The organism is Burkholderia oklahomensis C6786, from assembly GCF_000959365.1.
GTDB classification, from domain to species: domain Bacteria; phylum Pseudomonadota; class Gammaproteobacteria; order Burkholderiales; family Burkholderiaceae; genus Burkholderia; species Burkholderia oklahomensis.
The window spans coordinates 3,643,003-3,662,079 of the sequence record NZ_CP009555.1; the positions used below are offsets into that span (position 1 = coordinate 3,643,003).

Sequence of the window (19,077 nt, forward strand, 5' to 3'; positions counted from 1 at the left end):
GCGTGCATCAAGCACGCATCTTTTTGTGGCGACACGGCATGCGTTCACGCGGACGCATGCCGTTTTTCTTGACGACGGTCAAGACGCTTCGCCGGCAATCGCCGATCATCGAATTTTTTCTGCCGTATCGAGAGGTTGCGATGACCGGTCCCACACCTTTTCCGCCGCTCAAGATCCGCGGCCGTTCGCTGTTGCCCGTCGTGCAGGGCGGAATGGGCGTCGGCATCTCCGCGCATCGGCTTGCCGGGAGCGTCGCGCGCGAGGGCGCGCTCGGCACGATCGCGAGCATCGACTTGCGCCATCACCACACCGATCTGATCGAGCGCTGCAAGCGGCATCCCGATCGCGAAACGATGGAGGCCGCGAATCTCGAAGCGCTCGCGCGCGAGATTCAGCGCGCGAAGACATGGAGCGAGGGCCATGGGATGGTCGCCGTCAACGTGATGAAGGCGGTGCGCTCGCATGCGGACTATGTGCGCATCGCATGCGAATTCGGTGCGGACGCGATCGTGATGGGCGCCGGATTGCCGCTCGATCTGCCGGATATGACGCAGGGGCATGACATCGCGCTGATTCCGATCCTGTCGGACAGCCGCGGGATCGCGCTCGTGCTGAAGAAATGGATGAAGAAGGGGCGCCTGCCCGATGCGATCGTGATCGAGCATCCGGCGCATGCGGGCGGCCATCTCGGCGTGACGAATCTCGACGACATGGGCGATCCGCGTTTCGAATTCGCGCGCGTCATCGAAGAGACCGTGCAGACGTTCGCGTCGCTCGGGCTCGAGCGCGAGCAGATTCCGCTCATCGTCGCGGGCGGCATCAACAGTCACGATGCGGTGCGTGCGGCGCTTGCCGAAGGCGCGGACGGCGTGCAGGTGGGCACGCCGTTCGCGGTCACCGAAGAGGGCGATGCCCATCCGAACTTCAAGCGCGTGCTCGCGAATGCGACGCCGGACGACATCGTCGAGTTCGTGAGCGTCACGGGGCTGCCCGCACGCGCGGTGAAGACGCCGTGGCTCGAGCGCTATCTGCGGCACGAGGCGCGCATCCGCGCGAAGATCGGCGCGCTCAAGCAGCGCTGCCCGTCAGCGCTCGAATGCTTGACCGTATGCGGATTGCGCGACGGCATCGAGCGCTTCGGCCACTTCTGCATCGACACGCGCCTCGCCGCCGCTCTGCGCGGCGACGTCGCGAACGGACTGTTCTTCCGCGGCCGCGAGTCGCTGCCGTTCGGGCAGGCGATCCGCAGCGTGCGCGACCTGCTCGAGCTGCTGCTGACGGGCACCGCGCCCGAGCCTGCGACAAACCGTCCTACATTCTCGCTTGCGTGAGACTTGATGTTCATCAATATAAGTGGGGAACCATCCCCTGAGAATGAAGCCTGTTCTTAGGGGGTCCTTAACATGCGTCGTCAAACAATTCGTAATTGCACCACCGCCATCGCCTGTGCAGTCGGCCTTGCGATGATTCCGTCGCTGTCGCATGCGGCTTCGCCCGGGGAGGGCATCAATCAAGGCGATATCATCGCGCGCGTTCGCGGGATCAGCATCATGCCGGACGAACGCACGAGCAATACGCTGTCGGCGTTGAACGTGGGCGTGAACAACGCAATCGTCCCCGAACTCGACTTCACCTACATGATTCGCGACTATCTGGGCGTCGAGCTGATTCTCGGCACGTCGCGGCATCAGCTCACGTCGTCGCTCGGCGATCTCGGCGGCGTCGGCGTGCTGCCGCCGACGCTGCTGCTGCAGTATCACTTCAATCACGCCGGCAAGGTGCGGCCGTACGTCGGCGCGGGCATCAACTACACGCTGTTCTACAACAACGGGCTGCACGCGGGCGGCGAGGGGATCGGGATCAACAACCACAGCTTCGGTCCCGCGCTGCAGTTCGGCGTCGACGTGCAAGTGACGAAGAAGCTGTTCGTCAACGTCGACGTGAAGAAGATCTGGATGCACACCGATGCGACGCTCGGCGGCCAGCCGCTTGGCCGGCTGAACATCGATCCGCTCGTCGTGGGCGTCGGCGTCGGGATGAAGTTCTAAGTATCGAGAGAATCGAAAAGTGTTGGGGTTGGCGGCACGGCTTCATGCGTGCCGTCTTTTTTTTGCGCCGCTTCGTTTCGGGATGCTGATGGAATCCGTGTGCGCCGCTCGTGCGGCAGGCCGCGCTTACAGCTTGTCGTACTGAAAGCGCATCGCGGTGCCTTCGCGCGTGATGCGCTCCCAGACCGCCTGCTTCTCGGCGTCCGTCATGAACACCCAGTTCGAGACTTCGAGCGCGGTGCGTCCGCAGCCTTTGCAGACTTCGTCGAAGAGCGTCGAGCAGACGCCGATGCAGGGGCTGTCGGGTTTGTCGTGAAGATTCGAGGTCATTGGAACATTGAATTCGGTGGTCGCCGCGCGAGCGGCAAGCCGTTATGTTAAAGCATGTGCTCGGAACGTCCGGCGACGCCGTCGAGGGCGGTTCCGCCGACGCGGCCGAGTCGAGCGGTACGGGCCTGGGCCGAGGTGCCGCGGCGATATCGCGGGATGTCGCGGCGATGAGTCGAGCGGCGATGTCTCGTCGGCTGGCGGGCGGCGCGCCGCTTTCGCGGTCCGTGGCGATTCGCATCGGTGTTCGCGCCGGCCGGCTTCGGCCGTCGGGCGACCAACTGTGATGAAGCCGGGATGGTCGTCCGATTGCTGCGCAGCCGGCGTTGCCGGGTGGGCGATAGTACGGCTCGATGCAAGCGCCGAATCGAGACGCTTGGCTGAAGCCGTCAATCCGGAACGGCCAATCGGGAATGATCGATCCGGCGCCGCTCATCCGGAGTTGCCCGTTCCGCACTGACAATCGGCGCGCTCGACTTTCGGCTCGGTCGAAGCGCTGAGTTGGAGAGGCGTCAAGCGAAGCACTCAATTCCCGCGCAAGACGAGCCGCGTCGCGGAAACGCGAAGCCGAAATCGCGCCGGTCTTCCAACCGAAGTCCCAACCGAAGAACCGCCGGCGGAACGCAAATCGAGCAAATCGAACAACTGCGCGTCGCCGACGTTCCGCTCGTCTACGCCACCGTCGCGAGTTGCCAGACGAGCGCCCCGTTCAGGAGCAGGATCACGGTGGCGCACACCCACGCGGCCGCGAGCGGCACGCCGCGGGCGCGCCAGTTGCGCATCAGCTCGCGGCTCGACGCGAACACGATGAGCGGAACCATCGCGAGCGGCAACTGCAGGCTCAGCACGACCTGGCTCGCGACGAGCAACCGGTTCGACCCGTGCTGCCCGAACAGGCCGACCGCCGCGAGCGCGGGCCCCATCGCAAGCGCGCGGGTCAGGAGCGCGCGCTGCCAGCGCGGCAGCGTCAGCTTCAGGAAGCCTTCCATCACTGCCTGTCCGGCGAGCGTGCCCGTCACGGTCGCCGACAGCCCGCACGCGAGCAGCGCGGCGGCGAACAGCAGGCCCGCCCAGCGGTTGCCGACGAGGGGCGCGATGAGCCGGTGCGCGTCGGCGAGATCGGTGACGTCGTGATGGCCGCTCGCGTGGAACACGGCTGCCGCGACGATGAGGAGCGCCGCATTGATCACGAATGCGAACCCGAGCGACACGAACGTATCGAGATTGACGCCGAAGAGCGCGTGCCGGATCGACTGCTCGTCGCGCACGTTCGCGTGGTGCTTGACGAGCGTCGAGTGCAGGTAGAGGTTGTGCGGCATCACGGTCGCGCCGAGGATGCCGGCCGAGAGCCACAGCATGCCGGCGTCGCGCAGCAGTTGCGGCGACGGTGCGGCGCCCGCGAGCGCCGCGTGCCAGTCGGGCCGCGCGAGCGCGACCTCGATCACGAAGCACAAGCCGACGAAGAAGATGAGCGACGTGATCGCCGCTTCGAGCGTGCGCCGGCCGCGCCGCTCGAGCGCGAGCATCGCGAGCGTGCCGACCGCCGACATGAGCACGCCTGTCGTCAGCGACACGCCGAGCAGCATCTGCAGCGCGACCGCCGCGCCGACGACCTCGGCGACGTCGCACGCGACGATCGCGATTTCGGCTGCGATCCACAGCAGCACGGTCACGCGCGGGTCGAAGCGTTCGCGGCATAGCTGCGCGAGGTCGCGCCCGGATACGACACCGATCCGCGCGGCGAGCCATTGCAGCAGCATCGCCATCAGGCTCGCGGCGATCACGACGCCGAGGAGCGCATAGCCGTAGCCCGCGCCGCCCGCGAGCGCGGTAGCCCAGTTGCCGGGGTCCATGTAGCCGACGGCGACGAGCGCGCCCGCACCGACGAACGTTGCCCAGCGGTGGCCGCCGCCCGGCCCGCCGGAGGCGGGCGGACGGCGCGACGACGCGGAGCGGGCAGCGAGCGGATTGCTGTTCATGGTGGCGGTTCGACGGTCGGTTCGACGCGCACGGCCGGGGCGGGCGCGGTGTTCGGACGGGCGCGCGGCTCGTCCTCCTGTATGGAACGACGAACGGGCGCCGCCTGAATTTAAGGTAGATGATCCGTTTGTCGTGCGCGGACCTTTTTTGAGGATGGACACGCGGCGATAACCCGATAAAATTGCGCCCACCTGGCCGCGCCGCAGTGACCCGCCGTGCAATCGAAAAGTGCAAATGTGTTCCGTTTGTGCGACAAAGGCGGGAAATTTTTGTGGCGGGGCCGGATTAGTGGTAGCTTTCGAGGTTTTCAAGGGGCGGCGCGAAATGGCGCGCCGCGGCGGCGAGGCTGACTGCGATCGAATCGGTTCGATCAGGGAGAACGGGATGAAGGCAAAGGTGGCGGGCCGGTTGACGGCACTTGCGCTCTGCGCGGGCGCATCGGTGGCGGCGGCGAAGGATACGCAGCTCAACGTCTATAACTGGTCGGACTACATTGCGAAGGACACGATCCCGAACTTCGAGAAGCAATCGGGCGTCAAGGTTCGCTACGACAACTACGACAGCGACGACACGCTGCAGGCGAAGCTCCTGACCGGCAACTCGGGCTACGACATCGTCGTGCCGACCAGCAACTATGCGGGCAAGCAGATCCAGGCCGGCATCTTCGCGCCGCTCGACAAGTCGAAGCTGCCGAACCTCAAGTATCTCGATCCGCAACTGATGGCGCTCGTCGCGGGCGCCGATCCGGGCAACAAGTACGTGGTGCCCTGGGCGTACGGCACGACGGGCCTCGGCTACAACGTCGACAAGGCGCAGAAGCTGCTCGGCAAGGTGCCGCTCGACAACTGGGACATCCTGTTCAAGCCGGAGAACATCTCGAAGCTGAAGACGTGCGGCGTGTCGGTGCTCGACGCGCCGGACCAGATGTTCGCGGCGACGCTGCACTACATCGGCAAGGATCCGATGAGCACGAACCCGGCCGACTACCAGGCCGCGATGCAGGTGCTCAAGAAGATCCGCCCGTACATCACGCAGTTCAACTCGTCGGGCTACATCAACGACATGGTCGGCGGCGACATCTGCTTCGCGTTCGGCTGGTCGGGCGACGTCGTGATCGCGAAGCACCGCGCGCTCGAAGCGAAGAAACCGTACAAGGTCGAATACTACGTTCCGAAGGGCGGCGCGCCCGTGTGGTTCGACGTGATGGCGATCCCGAAGGACGCGAAGAACAAGGACGCCGCGCTGCAATGGATCAACTACATCGAGGATCCGAAGGTTCACGCGGCGATCACGAACGCGGTCTACTACCCGAGCGCGAACGCGGAAGCGCGCAAGTACGTGCGTCCGGACGTCGCGAACGATCCGGCCGTGTACCCGCATCCGGACGTCGTGAAGACGCTGTTCCTGCTGAAGCCGCTGCCGCCTGAAATCCAGCGCCTGCAAACGCGTCTCTGGACCGAGCTGAAATCGGGACGCTGACGCGAAGCGCGCAGTATCGCGGCAACCCTGAGAAGCCCCTGGTGTCCCCGGGGGCTTTGTTCGTCAAACGTAGGAGCACAGCAGCACATCATGAATAGTCAGTCGGACGCGGCGGTGGCGGGCGCGCCGTCCTATCGGCCTCAGACGGGCGCCGACGAGCGCGCCGAGAACTTTGTCCAGATCATCGACGTCGTCAAGAAGTTCGGCGAGACCTTCGCGGTGCGCAACGTCGACCTGACCGTATGCAAGGGCGAGCTGTTCGCGCTTCTCGGCAGCTCGGGATGCGGCAAGTCCACGCTGCTGCGGATGCTCGCCGGCCTCGAGACGATCACGTCGGGCAAGATCCTGATCGACGGCGAGGACCTCGCGCAGATGCCGCCGTACAAGCGGCCCGTGAACATGATGTTCCAGTCGTATGCGCTGTTTCCGCACATGACGGTCGAAGCGAACGTCGCGTTCGGCCTCAAGCAGGAAGGCGTGCCGAAGGCCGAGCTGAAGGAGCGCGTGCGCGATGCGCTCGAGCTCGTGCAGATGGCGCGCTATGCGAGCCGCAAGCCGCATCAGCTCTCGGGCGGCCAGCAGCAGCGGGTCGCGCTCGCGCGCTCGCTCGTCAAGCGGCCGAAGCTGTTGCTGCTCGACGAGCCGATGTCCGCGCTCGACAAGCAGATCCGCCAGCGCACGCAGATCGAGCTCGTCAACATCCTCGACAAGGTCGGCGTCACCTGCATCATGGTCACGCACGACCAGGAAGAGGCGATGACGATGGCGAGCCGGCTCGCCGTGATGAGCGAAGGCCAGATCGTGCAGATCGGCACGCCGCACGAAGTCTACGAATATCCGAACTGCCGCTTCTCGGCCGAGTTCATCGGCTCGACGAACCTGTTCGAAGGCACGACCGTCGAGGACGAGCCCGATCACGTGTTCATCGAGTCGCCTGACCTGCCTTGCCGGCTGTACGTGAACCACGGGATCACGGGCCCGCTCGGAATGCCGGTCACGGTGTCGGTGCGCCCGGAGCGGATCGCGCTCACGCGCAAGCCCGCCGACGGCGCGTACAACTGGGGGCACGGCGTCGTCACGAACGTCGCGTACATGGGCGGCTACTCGCTGTATCACGTGAAGCTCGATTCCGGGAAGATCGTGATCGCGAACGTGTCGAGCCTCGCGATCGCCGATCTCGACTCGCCCGGCTGGGGCGACGAGATCTACGTGCGCTGGAGCGCCGCGGCGGGCGTGGTGCTGACCTCATGAACGCGCTTTCGTCCCTGCTCGCGTGGCCGGTGAAGCGGTTCGGCCTCACCGGGCGCACGGCCGTGATCGCGGGCCCGTTCTTCTGGCTCGTGCTGTTCTTCCTCGTGCCGTTCATCCTCGTCGTCAAGATCAGCTTCGCGGAGCTTCAGCTCGGCATTCCGCCGTACACGGAGCTCACGTCGCTCGCGGACGGTGTGCTGCACGTCACGCTGAACCTGCAGCACTACGCGTTTCTCTTCAGCGACAGCCTGTACTTCGCGACCTACGTGAACTCGGTCGTCGTCGCGGCGGTGACGACGCTCTTGTGCCTGCTGCTCGGCTATCCGATGGCGTACTACATCGCGCGCTCGAACCCGGGCACGCGCAACATGCTGATGATGGCGGTGATGCTCCCGTTCTGGACGTCGTTCCTGATCCGCGTGTACGCATGGATCGGAATCCTGAAGAACAACGGGCTGCTCAACAACTTCCTGATGTGGACGGGCCTCATCAGCACGCCGATCGAGCTGTACCGGACAAATATCGGCGTCTACATCGGGATGGTCTATTCGTACCTGCCGTTCCTCGTGATGCCGCTCTACGCGCACCTCGTCAAGATGGACCTGCGCCTGCTCGAAGCCGCGTACGATCTCGGCGCGAAGCCGTGGAAGGCGTTCGTGCAGATCACGCTGCCGCTGTCGAGGAACGGGATCATCGCGGGCTGCCTGCTCGTGTTCATTCCGGCCGTCGGCGAGTACGTGATTCCCGAGCTGCTCGGCGGCGCGAACACGCTGATGATTGGCCGCGTCATGTGGAACGAGTTCTTCAACAACGCGGACTGGCCGATGGCCTCGGCCGTGACCTGCGCGATGGTGCTGCTGCTCCTCGTGCCGATGGCGATGTTCCAGCACTTCCAGGCGAAGGAGCAGGAGGGCCGTCGCCGATGAAGCCGAATCGCTTTCTGCAGGTGTTGATGCTGGCGATCGGCTTCGGATTCCTGTACATCCCGATCGCGAGCCTCGTCGTCTACTCGTTCAACGAGTCGAAGCTCGTCACTGTCTGGTCCGGTTTCTCGACGCGCTGGTATGCGGCGCTCATCGAGGACGACGAGCTGATCTCGGCCGCGTGGCTGTCGCTGAAGATCGCGGTGATGACCGCATTCGCATCGGTGTTCATCGGCACGTGGGCGGGCTTCGTGCTCGCGCGGATGGGCCGCTTTCGCGGCTTCGCGCTCTACAGCGGGATGATCAACGCGCCGCTCGTGATTCCCGAGGTGATCCAGGGCATCTCGCTGCTGCTGCTGTTCATCGAGCTCGGCAAGTGGTTCGGATGGCCCGCCGGCCGCGGGATGTTCACGATCTGGCTCGGCCACGTGATGCTGTGCATCTCATACGTCGCGATCATCGTGCAGTCGCGCGTGCGGGAGCTGAACCCGTCGCTCGAGGAGGCCGCGCTCGACCTCGGCGCGACGCCGCTCAAGGTGTTCTTCTCGATCACGCTGCCGCTGATCTCGCAGGCGCTCGTGTCGGGCTGGCTGCTGTCGTTTACGCTGTCGATCGACGACCTGGTGCTGTCCGCGTTCCTGTCCGGGCCCGGCTCGACGACGCTGCCGCTCGTCGTGTTCTCGCGCGTGCGTCTCGGCCTCAATCCCGAGATGAACGCGCTCGCGACGCTCTTCATCGTCGCGGTGACGATCGGCGTCGTGGCCGCGAACTACGTGATGCTGCGTCAGGAGCGGCGGCGGATGGCGGAGGCCGCCTGACGCGAAGGCGGGCGATCTCGGCGGCTAGCCCGGTGGCCGAGATGCCGGACGCCGGTCGTTCGCTCGCCTGAACGAAGTCGAAGAAAATTCGAAGAAGAAGCGCGTGCGGCGGATGCCGCACGGGCTTTTTTGTCGGCATCGCCGCGCGGACCGCCGTCGCCGCGCTCCGACACGCGAGCGCCCCGCGCAGCGGGCGCGTCAGCGGCCGAGCGCCGCCTTCCCGAGCAGACCGGCCGCGACGCACACGAGCGCGACGGCGAAGCCCGTCTGCACGTGCCGCGCGGACAGGAAGCGCGACACCCAGCGCCCGGCCGCCATCCCGAGCGCGGTCGTCACGGTGAACCACAGCGTGACGTCGAGCGGCGCGGGCGTGCCGCTTATCATCGTCGCGATCACGCCGCCCGTGCCGACGAGCGCGATCACCATCAGCGACGTCGCGACGATCCCGTGCATTGTCACGTTCGTGAACTTGCGCAGCATCGGCACGATCACGAAGCCGCCGCCTACGCCGAGGAGACCCGTCATCAGCCCCGTCAGCGCGCCCGTCGACGCGAGCGCGATGCCGGCCGGCCACGACCAGACGAGGCGTCCGGTGTCGGGATCGATGCGGCCGACGCAAAGCGGCGAGCGGTGCGGCTCGCCCGCCGCATGCGCGAGCGCCTGGCGCAGCAGGCGCGCCGCGACGATCAGCATCACGAGCGCGAAGAGGGCGAGCAGCACGCGCTGCGGCAGCACGTGCGCGAGCCGCACGCCGAGCGTCGTCAGCGGCACGCCGGCCGCGGCCATCAAGAGCGCCGCGCGATAGCGGACGAGTCCGCGCCGGAAGCCCTCGAGCGCGCCGAGCGCCGCGCTGCCCGCGACCGCGACGAGCGCCACGGGCGTCGCCTGCTGCATCGGCCAGCCCATCCCGACGACGAGCGCGGGCACGGCGAGAATGCCGCCGCCCGCGCCCGTCAAGCCCAGCACCGCTCCGACGATGCCGCCGAGCACCAGAGAAATCAGCATGCTTCGTTGTTCCGGTCGTTGTCAGCGAAGGGCGGCGATCAGCCGACGATCTCGGGTTTCGCGAGCCATTCGCGGCCCTTGAGCATCGCCTGCCAGTAGAGCGGCGGCAGCAGCCGCTCCTTGAGCAGCCACGCGAGCCGCGACGGGCGCTTGCCGTCGATGAGCCACGCGGGGAAGGTCGGCGCGAGCCTGCCGCCGTACCGGAACTCGGCGAGCACGATCTTGCCGCGCTCGACCGTCAGCGGGCACGAGCCGTAGCCGTCGTACGCCGCCTCGCCGTGCGCGCGGCCGAACGCGGCGAGCACGTTGTGCGCGACGACGGGCGCCTGCTTGCGCGCAGCGGCCGCGGTCTTCGCGTTCGTCGTGTTCGTCACGTCGCCGAGCGCGAACACGTCCGGGTGGCGCTTGTGCCTGAGCGTCGCCGGATCGACGTCGATCCAGCCCGCCGCGTCGGCGAGCGGGCTCGCGCGGACGAAGTCGGGCGCCTTCTGCGGCGGCACGACGTGAATCATGTCGAATTCGCGCGTGATCGTCTCGACGCCGCCTTCCGGCAGCGTGCGCGCAAACGTCGCGCGCTTGCCCGGGCCGTCGATCGCCGTCAGGTTGTGGCCGAAGTTCAGCGCGATGTCGTAGCGCTTCACGTACTCCATCAGCGCGGGCACGTAGTCGGCGACGCCGAAGAGCGCCGCGCCCGCGTTGAAGAACTCGATGTCGACGTTGTCGAGGCGGTTCGTGCGCCGCCAGTGGTCGGCCGACAGGTACATCGCCTTTTGCGGCGCGCCCGCGCACTTGATCGGCATCGGCGGCTGCGTGAAGAGCGCGCGGCGGCCGCCGAATTCGCTCACGAGCTGCCACGTGTAAGGCGCGAGATCGTAGCGATAGTTCGACGTGACGCCGTTCTTGCCGAGCGTCTCGGGCAGGCCGTCGATCGCGTGCCAGTCGAGCTTGAGGCCCGGACAGACGACGAGCTGCCTGTAGCGGACGAGCCGGCAGCCGTCGAGCACGACCGTATGCGCATCGGGCTCGAACGCGGCGACGGCGGCCTTGATCCAGTGCACGCCGCGCGGCAGCACGGCGGCCATCCGGCGGGCGGTCGTCTGCGGCTGGAACACGCCCGCGCCGACCATCGTCCAGCCGGGCTGGTAGTAATGGATATCGGCCGGATCGATCACGGCGATGTCGAGCGAGCGGTCGCGCGCGAGCAGGCTCGACGCGACCGCGAGGCCCGCCGCGCCGGCGCCGACGATCACGATGTCGTGGCTCGCCTCGACGGTCTGCGTCGACGCGCTCCGGCTGCGCTGCATGATCCGACGCCCGAGCGCGGCGAGATCGTAGCCGGCCGCGCGGCCCGCGGCGACGATGTCGTCCAGCGGCCGCAGGCTCGCCTGCGACAGCCCCCACAGCGTCGCCGAGCGCATCCCGGTGCGGCAGTACGCGAGCACGGGCGCCGGAAGCGTGCCGAGCAGCGCGCCGAACTGTTCGCCTTGCGTGTCGGTGACCTTGCCGGAGTCGACGGGCAGGTAGCGGACCGCGATGCCGAACGGCTCCGCGGCGGCCTCGATTTCGGCGACGGTCGGCTGGTCCGGGCCTTCGCCGTCCGGCCGGTTGCAGACGATCGAGCGAAAGCCCGCTTGCGCAAGCGCCGGCAGATCGGCGGCGACGATTTGGGGGGAGACCGACAGCGTATCGGTCAACGTGCGGATATCCATGGTGTGCGTGTGCGTGTCGCGAGTGTGTCGTCGTTGGGGAAGGCGGGCAGGATCAGAGCGCGTCGAGCGGGATCTTCAGGTAGCGCATGCCGTTGTCCTCGGGCTCCGGCAGGCGTCCCGCGCGCATGTTGACCTGCACCGAAGGCAACATCAGCACCGGCATGTCGAGCGTCGCGTCGCGCGTGGTGCGCATCGCGACGAAATCGTCTTCGGTGACGCCGTCCCGGATGTGGACGTTCTCGCGCAGTTCGTCGGCGACGGTGCTCGCGTACTGCATCGCGCGGCCGTTCGGCTGGTAGTCGTGGCACATGTAGAGGCGCGTGCCGGGCGGCAGGCTCAGCACCTTGCGAATCGACCGGTAGAGCGTGCGCGCGTCGCCGCCGGGGAAGTCGCAGCGCGCGGTGCCGTAGTCGGGCATGAACAGCGTGTCGCCGACGAACGCGGCCGCCTCGTGCGCCGCGTGCCCGTCGGTGACGACGTAGGTCATGCACGCGGGCGTGTGGCCCGGCGTATGCAGCGCGCGGATCGCGAGCGAACCGAGCGCGAGCGTGTCGCCGTCGTCGAGGAGCCGATCGAACTGGCTGCCGTCGCGCGCGAACGCGGGCCCCGCGTTGAACAGCGCGCCGAACACGTCCTGCACGCGCGTCACGTGGCGGCCGATCGCGATCTCGCCGCCGACGCGCGATTTCAGGTAGGGCGCGGCCGACAGATGGTCGGCGTGCACGTGCGTCTCGAGCAGCCAGCGCACGCGCGCGCCGACGGCGTTCACGCGCGCGATCAACTGGTCCGCGCTCGCGGTGCGCGTGCGGCCGGATTTCGGGTCGTAGTCGAGCACGCTGTCGATCAGCGCGCATTCGCCGCTGCCGCCGTCGAGCAGCAGGTAGCTGACGGTGCACGTCGCCGGGTCGAAAAAGCCTTCGACGGTCATCGTGGACGCTGTTGTCACGAAGTTCCTCCTGGATCCGATTCATCGATATGGCGATCGATTGAACAAGAACCGTGCCAAGCAGACAGCATTGCCGATCGCCGGGGACAGGGACTTGATTCATATCGTGTTTTTGCGTTGACGCCGCGCAACGCGCGATGCAGCCGAGGCGGTTTTCGCGCACGTTCGCTGCCACGATTGGCAGTTCGATGGCAGAATTGGCAGTCGATGCGGCCGCGGGCCGCGCAGCCGGAGCCCTAGCCATGGATCAGCGCGACGTCATCCCGATCGTCCCCGTCTCGCCGCCCGACGTGGGCGTGCTCGTCTCGTACCTCGACCAGGACCCGCAGCCGATGATCGTGCTCGATCCGTCCTACCGGATCCTCGCCGCGAACACCGCGTACCAGCGGCAGTTCGGCATCGCCGGCGAAGCGCACGTCGGGCGGCGCTGCTATCAGGTCTCGCATCACTACGACGCGCCGTGCGACCAGGCGGGCGAGCATTGCCCGATGAAGCAGGCGGCCGAATCGCGCAGCCTCAACCGCGTGCTGCACATCCATCACACGCCGCGCGGGCCCGAGCACGTGGACGTCGAGCTGCGGCCGATCTTCGATGCGCAAGGCGAGGTGATCGCGTACGTCGAGCGTCTGACGACCGTGCGCAGCGCGTCGGCGAAGCCGAGCGGCGAAGGGCTCGTCGGCGGCTCGGAAGCGTTCAACGCGGCGCTGTCCGCGCTGCAGCGCGTCGCGCCGTCGATGCTGCCCGTGCTGCTGCTCGGCGAATCGGGCACCGGCAAGGAGCTGTTCGCGCGCGCGCTGCACGAGGCGAGCGCGCGCGCGATGGGGCCGTTCGTCGTCGTCGATTGCTCGGGTATCGCCGAGACGCTGTTCGAAAGCGAGCTGTTCGGCTACGAGAAGGGCGCGTTCACCGGCGCGACCGCGCGCAAGCCGGGCCTCGTCGAAACCGCGCAGGGCGGCACGCTGTTCCTCGACGAGATCGGCGACGTGCCGCTGCCGATGCAGGTGAAGCTGCTGCGGCTCATCGAATCGGGGACGTTCCGCCGGGTGGGCGGCATCGAGGTGCTGCGCGCGGATTTCCGGCTCGTCGCGGCGACCCACAAGCCGCTCAAGGCGATGATCGGCGACGGCCGGTTCCGGCAGGATCTGTACTACCGGATCAGCGCATATCCGATTCACCTGCCGGCCGTGCGCGAGCGGCCGGGCGACATGCCGCTGCTCGTCGATTCGATCCTGCGCCGGATCGCGACGCAAGGGCCTGTCTCCGGGCAGCGCTTCGCGGTCGCGCCGGAGGCGCTCGCGCGGCTCGAAGCGTACGCGTGGCCGGGCAACATCCGCGAGCTGCGCAACGTGCTTGATCGCGCGTGCCTGCTCGCGGACGACGGCGTGATTCGCGTCGAGCATCTGCCCGACGACGTCGCGCGCGCGGGCGACGCGCCGGGGCGGCCCGATCTGTCGGCGAAGCTGTCCGACGATGAGCTCGCGCGCATCGCGCGCGCGTTCGAGGGCACGCGACGCTCGCTTGCCGCGCACATCGGGATGAGCGAGCGCACGCTGTACCGGCGGCTGCGCGCGCTCGGGATCGCGACGCGGGACGCGTGAATCGGTCAGGCGGCGAGCCGGCATGGCGGCTCGCGTCGGGCGCGTGCCGGTTGCGCATGGTGCTTTCCGGCGGGGTCCGGATGCGTGTCGCCCAATGCACGCTTCGCGACGAATAATAAAACTTATACAATCATTAATTATTGTTTTACGATAAAAATCGACCTACAATCCGGGCCATGATCTCATTCGTCGAGGAATTCACATGCACTCCGATCGCGTCGCCCGTCTCAGTCAACGGATGGCTGCCGTCACGCTCTGGTTCATCGTCGCGATGATGCTGCTCAACGCCGCGTGCTGGGCCTACCCGTCGTTGAACGCGGTCAAGTCCGGCGCGGGCCTCGGGTTCGGTCTCACCGATTCGCTGATCTCCGGGCTCGGCGTCGACGTCGCCGCGTTTCCGTGGTGGCAGAAGGCGGGCGGCATCGTGCTGTCGAGCGTGCCGCTCTTCGCGCTCGCGAGCGGCTTGCGCCACCTGCGGCAACTGTTCCGGACCTACGCCCGCCGCGATTACTTCTCGGCCGAAGCCGCCCGCCATCTCGGCAAGATGGGACGTGCGGTCGGCATCTGGGTCGTGCTGAGCGTACTGTGCGAACCGCTGCTGAGCGTGTGGGCGACGATGCGCGAGCCCGTCGGGCACCGCGTCGTCACGCTGAGCTTCGGCTTGCCATACGTCGTCGCGCTGTTTACGGCCGCCTGCATCGCAGTCGTCGCGCACATCCTGCGGCAGGCAAGCGAGCTCGACGCCGAGCACCGGCAATTCGTCTGACGCGCGCGCCATGCCGATCATCGTCAAGCTCGACGTGATGCTCGCGATCCGCAAGGTTCGCTCGAAGGATCTCGCCGCGGCCGTCGGCATCACCGAGCAGAATCTGTCGCTCCTCAAGCAAGGGAAGGTCAAGGGCATCCGCTTCGCGACGCTCGAGGCGATCTGCCGCCATCTCGATTGCCAGCCCGGCGATCTGCTGGAATTCAGCGACGAGCCCGGCGTCGATGCGGGTTGAGGCGGCAGGCCGGTGGCCGGGCCCCGCGTGATGCGCGCGGGCGAGGCGACGGAGGGCGGCGCCGGGCGGCATCGGCGGCAGTGTCGGCAATTGGGGGGCGGCGTGCTCGCGCTGGCGATCGCGACGTCGATTCACGTGCTGGCCTGGCTCGCGCTCGAACGCCGGCCGCCGTCGGCGGCGGATGTATCGACGCCCGGCGCATCGACGTCCTATGTGCCGAAGCCGGAAAGGCGAGCGTTGATCGTCAGGCTGATCCCGAGGTCGCGGCCGTTACCGCCGCCGTTACTGTTACCGTCGCCGTCGCCGTCGCTTTCGGCGCGGCGCGCGCCGGCGCACGCCGCATCGATGCGGGGCATGCGGGCGGCCGCGCGCGCCGGCGTTCGTTCGCCGCCGCGTCGCGGTGGCGGCGACACGCTGCCCGATCCGGTGCAAGCGCACGCCGAGGCGAACGACGCGCAATGGCTGCCGCCGCAGACGCCGGGCGCAACGGCTGCCGGCGCCAACTGGCGGGCGGATCTGGACTCGGTCGGATCATTCCGGTCGATCGGGCGAGGATCGGCGGCCGCGGCGGTTGGAGCGGCGGGCACATCGTCCGGCCTCGCTCTTCCACGAAAAGAGACGGCGGCGTCGACCCTGGCGCGCGAGATGTCGAAAGCGAGCCGTGCCGATTGCCGGAACGCGTATTCGGGCATGGGCCTGCTCGCGATTCCGGCGCTCGCGATCGACGCCGTCAGGGATGACGGCTGCAAGTGGTGACGCGGTCGATTGCCGGGCGGTGAGCGCCGCTTCGGCTCGACGCGATGAATCGGGGGATGAACCGGAAACGAACGGGAGAGCGAACCGGAGAACGAACGGGAGAACAAACCGGCGCGATCAGCCTCGGCGCGCCTGCGCCGACGCGCGACCTGCCAGTGTCGCGCGCCCGCATTCCACGCGCGGCCGCTCGACCCGGTAAAGCGTCTCGCGCCGCGTCGCTCAACCGACGATCTCCGGTTGCGCGAGCCATTCGCGGCCCTTGAGCATCGCCTGCCAGTAGAGCGGCGGCAGCAGCCGCTCCTTGAGCAGCCACGCGAGCCGAGACGGCCGCGTGCCGTCGATGAGCCAGGCGGGAAACGTCGGCGCGAGCCTGCCGCCGTACCGGAACTCGGCCAGCACGATCTTGCCGCGCTCGACGGTCAGCGGGCACGAACCATAGCCGTCGTACGCCGCCTCGCCATGCGCGCGGCCGAGCGCGGCGAGCACGTTGTGCGCGACGACGGGCGCCTGCTTGCGCGCGGCGGCCGCGGTCTTCGCATTCGGGGTGTTCGCGGCGTCGCCGAGCGCGTAGATGTTCGGATACGCACGATGGCGCAGCGTCGCGGGATCGACGTCGACCCAGCCGGCGACGTCGGCGAGCGGACTTGCGCGGACGAAGTCGGGCGCCTTCTGCGGCGGCACGACGTGGATCATGTCGAACGCGCGCGTGACGATCTCGGTCGAGCCGTCGCCGCGCGTGTGCAGGAACGCTGCACGCCTGCCCGGGCCGTCGATCGCGATCAGGTTGTGGCTGAAGTTCAGCGCGATGTCGTAGCGCTTCACGTATTCCATCAGCGCGGGCACGTAGGCCGGCACGCCGAAGAGCGTCGGCGAGGCCGAGTAGAACGCGACATCGACTTTATCGAGCCGCCTCGTGCGCTGCCAATGGTCGGCCGACAGATACATCGCCTTTTGCGGGGCGCCCGTGCACTTGATCGGCAGCGGCGGCTGCGTGAAGAGCGCGCGGCGGCCGCCGAATTCGCTCACGAGCTGCCACGTGTAAGGCGCGAGATCGTAGCGATAGTTCGACGTGACGCCGTTCTTGCCGAGCGTCTCGGGCAGGCCTTCTATCGCGTGCCAGTCGAGCTTGAGGCCCGGGCAGACGACGAGCTGCCTGTAGCGCACGACGCGGCACGCTTCGAGCAGCACGGCGTTGTTCAACGGCTCGAACGCGGCGACGCCGGCCTTGATCCAGTGCACGCCGCGCGGCAGCACGGCGGCCATCCGGCGGGCGGTGGCCTGCGGCTGGAACACGCCCGCGCCGACCATCGTCCAGCCGGGCTGGTAGTAATGGGCGTCGGCCGGATCGATCACCGCGACGTCGAGCGTCGGATCGCGTGCGAGCAGGCTCGACGCGACCGCGAGGCCCGCCGCGCCGGCGCCGACGATCACGACGTCGTGGCTCGCGACCGCCGTGTCGGACGCCGGCCGGCCGCGTTGCGCGATGCGGCGCGCGACGCCCGACAGATCGTAGCCGGCCGCTTCGCCCGCCGCGACGATGTCCCGCAGCGGGCGGGCGCCCGCCTGCGACAGCGCCCACAGCGTCGCCGAGCGGATGCCGGTGCGGCAGTATGCGAGCACGGGCGCGTCGAGCGTCGCGACGAGCGCGCGGAACTCCGCGCCTTGCTCGTCGTCGACGTTGCCGGCTTCGACGGGCAGGTAATGGACCGCGATGCCGACGCGCGCCGCTGCCGCGGCGATTTCTGCGAAGGTCGGCTGGTCCGCGCTTTCGCCGTCCGCCTGATTGCAGACGATCGTCCGGAAGCCCGCGTCGCGGATCGCGGGCAGATCCGCCGCGACGATCTGCGGCGACACCGACAGCCCGGCCGCGAGCTTGTTGATCTTCATGGTCTTCTCCGTTTCTCCGCTTGACGCGAGGCGATGCGCGCTTGGATTGCGGCGAGCGGGATCGCAAGATGGCGCACGCATGTCCTTCGCGTCGGGAAACTCGACCGTACCGTGCCGGTCGCGAGATCGAAGATGCTTGCGTGGGATCTTCGGACTCGGTGGCGAACGTTGAAGATCCTCAAGTCGATCGTAACGAAGCACAACCATATTTTCTTGAAGTAGATCAAATTTGCGGGATGACGACGCGTTCGGTCGCCGTGGCGTGGAGACTAGGGGGCATTGCAAAAACGGGGATGGAATTGCCTCCGCAGCGCTTGCGCCGCGTGTCCTCCGAGGCGGGTGTGCTGTTCCGCACGGCAGCGACGTGTGTCGATCTCGGGGCCCGGGGCCCGGGGCGAGAGCGCGGCGGCTCGGCGCATTCGGCCGGGCGCGGCCGACAGAAGGTGTGTGAAGCCGAGCCGATGATGCCGGCCCCATGTCGGCCGATCGCCGGCCGCGCGCAGCGATTCGAGCGCGTCGCCGAACGCGGCGGCGACGGTCGATGCAAAGGCTGCGGGAGCCGGGATCCACGGGGACGGTTCGCCGCGCGGCGCACGCGACACGAGATGCGTCGTCGCCATCGCGCCGTTCTCGAAATAGGCGCGATACGGCTGAAATTCGGGCCCGTAGATCGCCGTCGCCAGCGCCTTGAAGGAGCGATGTCAGACGAGCGCGGCGGGCGACGCACGTTCGTCGCGACAATCCCACTGACGAAGCAGCGCAACGTGCTCGCCCGCATGCGCGTCGAGGAGCGGCAGCAGCATCGGTAGTCGCTGCCGGGCGTGGAAATGGGTCGTGTCGCCGAGGACGGCTTCCATGTCGCCGACGGTCCACGTCGACTTCGCCTTCAGCAGCGTGTCCACACGCCATGCTCGGAAGCTCGGGTTCCAGAGCAGTGCGGGCGGAACGTCGTCGCGCGCGTCGGCGATCGGATTGTTGCAGTTGACGATGACGCCGCTCGGCGGATTGAGCAACTCGGGAAGCGCATCGAATTCGAGGAAGCTGTCCCAATCGTTCGGCGCGAGCGTGTGCTTCAATCCGGTGCGGCGGCGCGGCACGCGTCCGACCGTCTTGACGCCGGTGTCGACGCTGCGCGACGCGAACATGAAATTCAGCGACAGGCTCTGAATGTCGGCCAACGCACGCCGGAAACCCGGCCAGTCGCGCGCCTTCGTCAGCCCGAACAGGCCGCGTACTTCGACATCGGATATGAGCGGACGAGGGCGCGGGTATTCGCTTGCGGTCGCGATGCGCCGGCAGGCGAAGCCCGTCAGCGGTTTTGGACTTCGAGCCATCCGTCAGGAGCAGGC

17 protein-coding genes are annotated in these 19,077 nt (G+C 67.7%); 10 read left to right on the plus strand and 7 right to left on the minus strand.

The features are described 5' to 3' along the window. The first annotated feature begins 140 nt into the window (after positions 1–140). Together BG90_RS16215 and BG90_RS16220 are read left to right on the plus strand one after the other, a co-directional pair. Entirely contained in the window at positions 141–1,331 is a 1,191-nt protein-coding gene (locus BG90_RS16215; RefSeq protein ID WP_010115146.1) for an NAD(P)H-dependent flavin oxidoreductase, read from the plus strand. Between the two features lie 72 nt (positions 1,332–1,403). Next, positions 1,404–2,048 carry an OmpW/AlkL family protein gene (locus tag BG90_RS16220; protein ID WP_010103326.1) on the plus strand — a complete coding sequence of 215 codons (645 nt, stop codon included), beginning with the start codon at positions 1,404–1,406 and terminating at the stop codon, positions 2,046–2,048. Positions 2,049–2,174: 126 nt separating this feature from the next. On the opposite strand, the gene BG90_RS16225 is transcribed toward BG90_RS16220, so the two are convergent. Both BG90_RS16225 and BG90_RS16235 read right to left on the minus strand, forming a co-directional pair. Then, positions 2,175–2,378, minus strand: coding sequence for a DUF1289 domain-containing protein (locus BG90_RS16225; RefSeq protein WP_009973325.1), 204 nt, complete (start codon positions 2,376–2,378; stop codon positions 2,175–2,177). 668 nt (positions 2,379–3,046) lie between these two features. Next, positions 3,047–4,354: an Nramp family divalent metal transporter gene (locus BG90_RS16235; RefSeq protein WP_010115148.1), complete on the minus strand. Its 1,308-nt coding sequence runs from the start codon at positions 4,352–4,354 to the stop codon at positions 3,047–3,049. A gap of 385 nt (positions 4,355–4,739) precedes the next feature. Between BG90_RS16235 and BG90_RS16240 the strand changes: the two genes are divergently transcribed. From BG90_RS16240 to BG90_RS16255, 4 genes are all read left to right on the plus strand, one after another. Continuing rightward, positions 4,740–5,834 (plus strand): polyamine ABC transporter substrate-binding protein, encoded by a 1,095-nt coding sequence (locus tag BG90_RS16240; protein WP_010112073.1) that lies wholly within the window; start codon positions 4,740–4,742, stop codon positions 5,832–5,834. A 90-nt stretch (positions 5,835–5,924) separates the two neighbouring features. Next, entirely contained in the window at positions 5,925–7,085 is a 1,161-nt protein-coding gene (locus BG90_RS16245; protein WP_010115150.1) for an ABC transporter ATP-binding protein, read from the plus strand. Next, positions 7,082–8,011, plus strand: a complete 930-nt coding sequence (locus BG90_RS16250) for an ABC transporter permease subunit (RefSeq protein ID WP_010112071.1) — start codon at positions 7,082–7,084, stop codon at positions 8,009–8,011. Before BG90_RS16245 ends, BG90_RS16250 begins: the two co-directional genes overlap by 4 nt. Beyond that, a complete protein-coding gene (locus BG90_RS16255) occupies positions 8,008–8,826 on the plus strand; it encodes an ABC transporter permease subunit (protein WP_010112070.1) in 819 nt (272 codons plus the stop codon). The genes BG90_RS16250 and BG90_RS16255 overlap by 4 nt, the downstream gene beginning before the upstream one ends. A gap of 198 nt (positions 8,827–9,024) precedes the next feature. Here BG90_RS16255 and BG90_RS16260 read toward each other — a convergent pair whose 3' ends face one another. The 3 genes from BG90_RS16260 to BG90_RS16270 are packed head-to-tail and all read right to left on the minus strand — an operon-like array spanning position 9,025 to position 12,468. After that, positions 9,025–9,831 carry a sulfite exporter TauE/SafE family protein gene (locus tag BG90_RS16260; protein ID WP_045568224.1) on the minus strand — a complete coding sequence of 269 codons (807 nt, stop codon included), beginning with the start codon at positions 9,829–9,831 and terminating at the stop codon, positions 9,025–9,027. A gap of 38 nt (positions 9,832–9,869) precedes the next feature. Continuing rightward, complete coding sequence (locus BG90_RS16265; RefSeq protein ID WP_045568225.1) at positions 9,870–11,540, minus strand: bifunctional protein tyrosine phosphatase family protein/NAD(P)/FAD-dependent oxidoreductase; 1,671 nt, start codon at positions 11,538–11,540, stop codon at positions 9,870–9,872. 52 nt (positions 11,541–11,592) lie between these two features. Beyond that, the gene (locus BG90_RS16270) at positions 11,593–12,468 is read right to left on the minus strand and encodes an MBL fold metallo-hydrolase (protein WP_010115160.1); all 876 of its coding nucleotides are present in this window, start codon (positions 12,466–12,468) and stop codon (positions 11,593–11,595) included. Positions 12,469–12,728: 260 nt separating this feature from the next. On the opposite strand from BG90_RS16270, the gene BG90_RS16275 reads away from it, so the two are divergent. The 4 genes from BG90_RS16275 (at position 12,729) to BG90_RS37355 (ending at position 15,841) form a co-directional block, all read left to right on the plus strand. Beyond that, complete coding sequence (locus BG90_RS16275; RefSeq protein ID WP_010115161.1) at positions 12,729–14,084, plus strand: sigma-54 interaction domain-containing protein; 1,356 nt, start codon at positions 12,729–12,731, stop codon at positions 14,082–14,084. Between the two features lie 202 nt (positions 14,085–14,286). Next, positions 14,287–14,850, plus strand: a complete 564-nt coding sequence (locus tag BG90_RS16280; RefSeq protein WP_010115162.1) for a DUF2975 domain-containing protein — start codon at positions 14,287–14,289, stop codon at positions 14,848–14,850. A gap of 10 nt (positions 14,851–14,860) precedes the next feature. Then, the gene (locus BG90_RS16285) at positions 14,861–15,085 is read left to right on the plus strand and encodes a helix-turn-helix domain-containing protein (protein WP_010103349.1); all 225 of its coding nucleotides are present in this window, start codon (positions 14,861–14,863) and stop codon (positions 15,083–15,085) included. Between the two features lie 12 nt (positions 15,086–15,097). Next, a complete protein-coding gene (locus BG90_RS37355; protein WP_010115163.1) occupies positions 15,098–15,841 on the plus strand; it encodes a hypothetical protein in 744 nt (247 codons plus the stop codon). Positions 15,842–16,060: 219 nt separating this feature from the next. Here BG90_RS37355 and BG90_RS16295 read toward each other — a convergent pair whose 3' ends face one another. Both BG90_RS16295 and BG90_RS16310 read right to left on the minus strand, forming a co-directional pair. Then, complete coding sequence (locus tag BG90_RS16295) at positions 16,061–17,728, minus strand: bifunctional protein tyrosine phosphatase family protein/NAD(P)/FAD-dependent oxidoreductase (RefSeq protein WP_045568226.1); 1,668 nt, start codon at positions 17,726–17,728, stop codon at positions 16,061–16,063. A 701-nt stretch (positions 17,729–18,429) separates the two neighbouring features. After that, entirely contained in the window at positions 18,430–19,062 is a 633-nt protein-coding gene (locus BG90_RS16310) for a penicillin acylase family protein (RefSeq protein ID WP_232289021.1), read from the minus strand. Positions 19,063–19,077: the final 15 nt, after the last annotated feature.

Bases quoted from the DNA above. Each gene is read 5' to 3' on its own strand.
- BG90_RS16215 (WP_010115146.1), top strand. From the start codon at position 141: ATGACCGGTCCCACACCTTTTCCGCCGCTCAAGATCCGCGGCCGTTCG.
- BG90_RS16220 (WP_010103326.1), top strand. From the start codon at position 1,404: ATGCGTCGTCAAACAATTCGTAATTGCACCACCGCCATCGCCTGTGCA.
- BG90_RS16225 (WP_009973325.1), bottom strand. From the start codon at position 2,378: ATGACCTCGAATCTTCACGACAAACCCGACAGCCCCTGCATCGGCGTC.
- BG90_RS16235 (WP_010115148.1), bottom strand. From the start codon at position 4,354: ATGAACAGCAATCCGCTCGCTGCCCGCTCCGCGTCGTCGCGCCGTCCG.
- BG90_RS16240 (WP_010112073.1), top strand. From the start codon at position 4,740: ATGAAGGCAAAGGTGGCGGGCCGGTTGACGGCACTTGCGCTCTGCGCG.
- BG90_RS16245 (WP_010115150.1), top strand. From the start codon at position 5,925: ATGAATAGTCAGTCGGACGCGGCGGTGGCGGGCGCGCCGTCCTATCGG.
- BG90_RS16250 (WP_010112071.1), top strand. From the start codon at position 7,082: ATGAACGCGCTTTCGTCCCTGCTCGCGTGGCCGGTGAAGCGGTTCGGC.
- BG90_RS16255 (WP_010112070.1), top strand. From the start codon at position 8,008: ATGAAGCCGAATCGCTTTCTGCAGGTGTTGATGCTGGCGATCGGCTTC.
- BG90_RS16260 (WP_045568224.1), bottom strand. From the start codon at position 9,831: ATGCTGATTTCTCTGGTGCTCGGCGGCATCGTCGGAGCGGTGCTGGGC.
- BG90_RS16265 (WP_045568225.1), bottom strand. From the start codon at position 11,540: ATGGATATCCGCACGTTGACCGATACGCTGTCGGTCTCCCCCCAAATC.
- BG90_RS16270 (WP_010115160.1), bottom strand. From the start codon at position 12,468: ATGACCGTCGAAGGCTTTTTCGACCCGGCGACGTGCACCGTCAGCTAC.
- BG90_RS16275 (WP_010115161.1), top strand. From the start codon at position 12,729: ATGGATCAGCGCGACGTCATCCCGATCGTCCCCGTCTCGCCGCCCGAC.
- BG90_RS16280 (WP_010115162.1), top strand. From the start codon at position 14,287: ATGCACTCCGATCGCGTCGCCCGTCTCAGTCAACGGATGGCTGCCGTC.
- BG90_RS16285 (WP_010103349.1), top strand. From the start codon at position 14,861: ATGCCGATCATCGTCAAGCTCGACGTGATGCTCGCGATCCGCAAGGTT.
- BG90_RS16295 (WP_045568226.1), bottom strand. From the start codon at position 17,728: ATGAAGATCAACAAGCTCGCGGCCGGGCTGTCGGTGTCGCCGCAGATC.
- BG90_RS16310 (WP_232289021.1), bottom strand. From the start codon at position 19,062: ATGGCTCGAAGTCCAAAACCGCTGACGGGCTTCGCCTGCCGGCGCATC.